Annotated in this window: 5 protein-coding genes; 2 read left to right on the plus strand and 3 right to left on the minus strand. The window is 71.0% G+C overall.

Going from position 1 to position 3,895, the window contains the following annotated elements; genetic code table 11:
- Both AOK24_RS17455 and aceB read left to right on the plus strand, forming a co-directional pair.
- A partial coding sequence (locus tag AOK24_RS17455) for a nucleotidyltransferase family protein (protein WP_159051902.1) occupies nt 1-307 on the plus strand: 307 nt, incomplete at its 5' end.
- A gap of 121 nt (nt 308-428) precedes the next feature.
- Nucleotides 429-2,054, plus strand: a complete 1,626-nt coding sequence (gene aceB, locus AOK24_RS17460) for a malate synthase A (RefSeq protein ID WP_055721001.1) — start codon at nt 429-431, stop codon at nt 2,052-2,054.
- 3 nt (nt 2,055-2,057) lie between these two features.
- On the opposite strand, the gene AOK24_RS17465 is transcribed toward aceB, so the two are convergent.
- The 3 genes from AOK24_RS17465 to AOK24_RS17475 all read right to left on the minus strand — a co-directional run.
- A complete protein-coding gene (locus AOK24_RS17465; RefSeq protein ID WP_055721002.1) occupies nt 2,058-2,339 on the minus strand; it encodes an Rdx family protein in 282 nt (93 codons plus the stop codon).
- Nucleotides 2,336-3,244: a HipA family kinase gene (locus AOK24_RS17470; RefSeq protein WP_055721003.1), complete on the minus strand. Its 909-nt coding sequence runs from the start codon at nt 3,242-3,244 to the stop codon at nt 2,336-2,338. Before AOK24_RS17470 ends, AOK24_RS17465 begins: the two co-directional genes overlap by 4 nt.
- Before the next feature lie 20 nt (nt 3,245-3,264).
- Nucleotides 3,265-3,895 (minus strand): ferric iron reductase (locus AOK24_RS17475; protein ID WP_240553982.1); only part of this gene is annotated, 631 nt, incomplete at its 5' end.

The raw sequence follows: 3,895 nt of genomic DNA on the forward strand, positions 1-3,895 counted from the left end.
CCGCACGCGCGCGCGTGCGGTGCTCGTGTCGCTGGTGGACCAGCCGGGGATCGGCCCGGAGGCGGTGCGGCGGGTGGTGGAGGCGTACGAGGACGAGGGGTCGCTGGTGTCGGCCACCTACGACGGGGTACGCGGGCATCCCGTGCTGTTCGGGTCGGCGCACTGGGCGGGGGTCGCGGAGGCCGCCACGGGGGATCAGGGGGCCCGGGCGTACCTGAGGGGGCATCGGGTGCGGCTCGTGGAGTGCGGGGACGTCGCAGAGGCGTACGACATCGACGTCGAGGCGGATCTGGGGCGGCTGGAGTGAGCCGCGGCACCCTGCGTGTCCCCCGCCCCGGCAGAGCATTGAAGTTCCACGATGAGGAAACTAGTATCCACTCAGCAGAATCTCGCCCCCGAAGCGCACCCCGCGAAGGAAGTGACCGCTCATGTCCGCACCGGCGCCGTCCCCGCTGACCCTCGTCGACGTCGAACCCCTGCCCCGGCAGGAGGAGGTCCTGACGGACGCGGCGCTCGCTTTCGTGGCGGAGCTGCACCGGCGCTTCACCCCGCGCCGCGCAGAACTCCTCGCCCGGCGCGCGGAGCGCCGCGCCGAGATCGCCCGCACCTCGACGCTGGACTTCCTCCCGGAGACGGCCGCGATCCGCGCGGACGAGTCGTGGCGGGTCGCCCCCTCCCCCGCCGCCCTGAACGACCGCCGCGTCGAGATCACCGGCCCCACCGACCGCAAGATGACGATCAACGCCCTCAACTCCGGCGCGAAGATCTGGCTCGCGGACTTCGAGGACGCCTCGGCGCCGACCTGGGAGAACGTGGTCCTCGGCCAGCTGAACCTGTCCGACGCCTACCGGCGGAACATCGACTTCACGGACGAGCGCACCGGCAAGTCGTACGCCCTGCGCCCGGACGACGAACTCGCCACGGTCGTCATGCGCCCGCGCGGCTGGCACCTGAACGAGCGCCACCTCGTCGACGCGAACGGCGACCAAGTGCCGGGCGCCTTCGTCGACTTCGGCCTGTACTTCTTCCACAACGCGCAGCGCCTGATCGACCTCGGCAAGGGCCCGTACTTCTACCTCCCGAAGACGGAGTCGCACCTCGAAGCCCGCCTGTGGAACGAGGTGTTCGTCTTCGCGCAGGACTACGTCGGCATCCCGCAGGGCACGATCCGCGCGACCGTCCTGATCGAAACCATCACGGCGGCCTACGAGATGGAGGAGATCCTCTACGAACTCCGCGACCACGCCTCGGGGTTGAACGCGGGCCGCTGGGACTACCTGTTCTCCATCGTGAAGAACTTCCGTGACGGCGGGGACCGGTTCATCCTCCCGGACCGCAACCTGGTCACGATGACGGCCCCGTTCATGCGCGCGTACACCGAACTCCTCGTCCGCACCTGCCACAAGCGCGGCGCGCACGCGATCGGCGGCATGGCGGCGTTCATCCCGTCCCGGCGGGACGCGGAGGTCAACAAGGTCGCGTTCGAGAAGGTCCGCGCCGACAAGGACCGCGAGGCGAACGACGGTTTCGACGGCTCCTGGGTCGCGCACCCCGACCTGGTCCCGATCGCGCTGGAGTCCTTCGACCGGGTCCTCGGCGAGAAGCCGAACCAGAAGGACCGGCTCCGCGAGGACGTCCACGTCGAGGCCGCCGACCTGATCGCGATCGACTCGCTCGACGCGAAGCCGACGTACGACGGACTCGTCAACGCCGTTCAGGTGGGCGTGCGTTACATCGAGGCGTGGCTGCGCGGGCTCGGCGCGGTCGCCATCTTCAACCTGATGGAGGACGCGGCGACCGCCGAGATCTCCCGCTCGCAGATCTGGCAGTGGATCGACGCGGGGGTCCAGTTCGAGAACGGCCAGAAGGCGACCCCGGAGCTGGTCCGGACGATCGCCGCCGACGAACTCTCCGCCATCAAGGCCGAGTTGGGCGAGGACGCCTTCAACTCCGGTCACTGGCAGCAGGCGCACGACCTCCTGCTCCAGGTCGCCCTCGACGACGACTACGCGGACTTCCTGACGCTGCCCGCCTACGAGCAGCTCAAGGGCTGAGCCTCACAAGGGCGTTGACCGTTCCGAGTGGCCCAGGGTCTTGCCCGGGGCCACTCGGTCGCGTACGGCCTTCTTCACCGCCGTCGGCTCCGGGAACCCGTTCACGCGCCGGTCCCACACGACCTCGCCGTTGGCCCGCACGACGAACACCCCGCCCGTGCCCGGCTTCAGGGCGAGTTCCGTCAACTCCCCCTCGAACGTGGTGAGCAGCTCCTGCGCGAGCCAGGCCGCGCGCGGCAGCCAGCGGCACTGGGTGCAGTACTCGATCTCGACACGGCCACTCATCCGAGGTGCACCGACCAATCCTGTTCGGCCGCGGGCTTGCCGTGCAGGTCGGGGACCTGCTTGAGCCACGTGGGGCGTCCCTTCTGGTTCGCCGCGGCGCGCAGGGCGTTCTCGGCGGCGAGTTCCTCCCGGGTCGGGAAGTCGGTGGGCAGCCACCGCGCGGAGGCCCGTACGCGGGCGTGCAGGTAGGCGACGTACGCGTCGCGGGCCTCGGCGGGCGTCGCGAAGTCCTCGGTGAGCCACGCGTCGGGGACCTCGGCGACGATCGCCCGCAGCAGCTCTTCCGTGACTTTCGGGGCGAGTTCGGCGTCGGCGGCGCGGACGTCGGGGGCGTACGTGCCGAGGGCGTGGTGGCGGAAGTCGTACGCCTTCTCAGGTTCCGAGGCGTCCCAGCGGTGGTGGAAGACGAGGGCCGCGCCGTGGTCGATGAGCCACAGGCGAGGCGGGACCGTGCCGAGGGTGGGCCAGACCATCAGGTTCGAGCTGTGCACGGTGCGGTCGACGTTGACGGTGAGCGCGTCGAGCCAGACGACGCGGCCGGCCTCCAGAGAATCGACAGCAAACGCTTGTGCAACATCCGGCGTGAAGTCGCGGGCGCCCGGCAGGTAGTCCATGCCGAGGTTGAGGCCGGCGCTCGCCGCGTGCAGGTCGCGGACCTCCTGGTGCGGTTCCCCGTCCGCGATCCGGGGGTCGAAGTGGACCAGCACCAGTTCCGGGAACCGCAGCCCCAGCGCCCGCGCCAGCTCCCCGACGATCACCTCGGCGACCAGCGCCTTGCGGCCCTGCGCCGATCCCGTGAACTTCACGACGTACGTCCCCAGGTCGTCGGCCTCGACGACACCGGGCACGGAACCGCCCGACCTGAGGGGGGTCACGTATCGGACGGCAGTCACTTCGCGCAGCACAGGGGCCAGCCTAAGCCAGGTCAGGGGCCGGCCATCGGGTTCGGGAGCGGGAGGTAGCGGGCGTCCGCGCCGTCCGCGCGGGTCCAGCGCAGGAGGAGGTTCGTCTTGCCGGGGAGCGTCCGGGACGACAGGAGCGCCCTCGCCTCGGGGAGGTCGTACCGCTCGAACTCCCTGCGTACGGCGGGCCAGGGGGCGAAACCCGGGTGGTGTTCGGCGAGGGCGGCGGCGGTCTCGGCGAGGTGGTTGACGACGAGCGTGTACACGAGGCGCTCCCAGCCGGCCGCGCGGTCGACGTCGGTGAGGAGCTTGACGCCCTCCGCGTCGCGGTAGAGGGCCTGGACGGGGGTGCCGTCGGCGTCCACGGCGATCAGGGTGTTCTGGGCGTGGGCTTCGAGGACGACGCCGTTTGCGAAACCGGTTACTGCGGGTTGTACGACGGCCCTGAGGTACGCCGTCCACCAGGCCTCGGGGTCGGTCGTGGCCGCCAGGGGGTTGCCGTCGAAGCCTTCCGCGAGGGCCGCCGCGAGGAGCGGGGTCGTGGTGAGGCCGCCGAAGCCGTCGCGGACCAGGACGGCGAGTTCCTCGAAGGCGAAGGCCGCCGTGCGGTAGCCGCGGTCGCTCAGCCACACGCCGGGCAGGGCGCGGGCCGCG

Source organism: Streptomyces niveiscabiei, from assembly GCF_001419795.1.
GTDB classification, from domain to species: Bacteria; Actinomycetota; Actinomycetes; order Streptomycetales; family Streptomycetaceae; genus Streptomyces; species Streptomyces niveiscabiei.

Bases quoted from the DNA above. Each gene is read 5' to 3' on its own strand.
- aceB (WP_055721001.1), top strand. From the start codon at position 429: ATGTCCGCACCGGCGCCGTCCCCGCTGACCCTCGTCGACGTCGAACCC.
- AOK24_RS17465 (WP_055721002.1), bottom strand. From the start codon at position 2,339: ATGAGTGGCCGTGTCGAGATCGAGTACTGCACCCAGTGCCGCTGGCTG.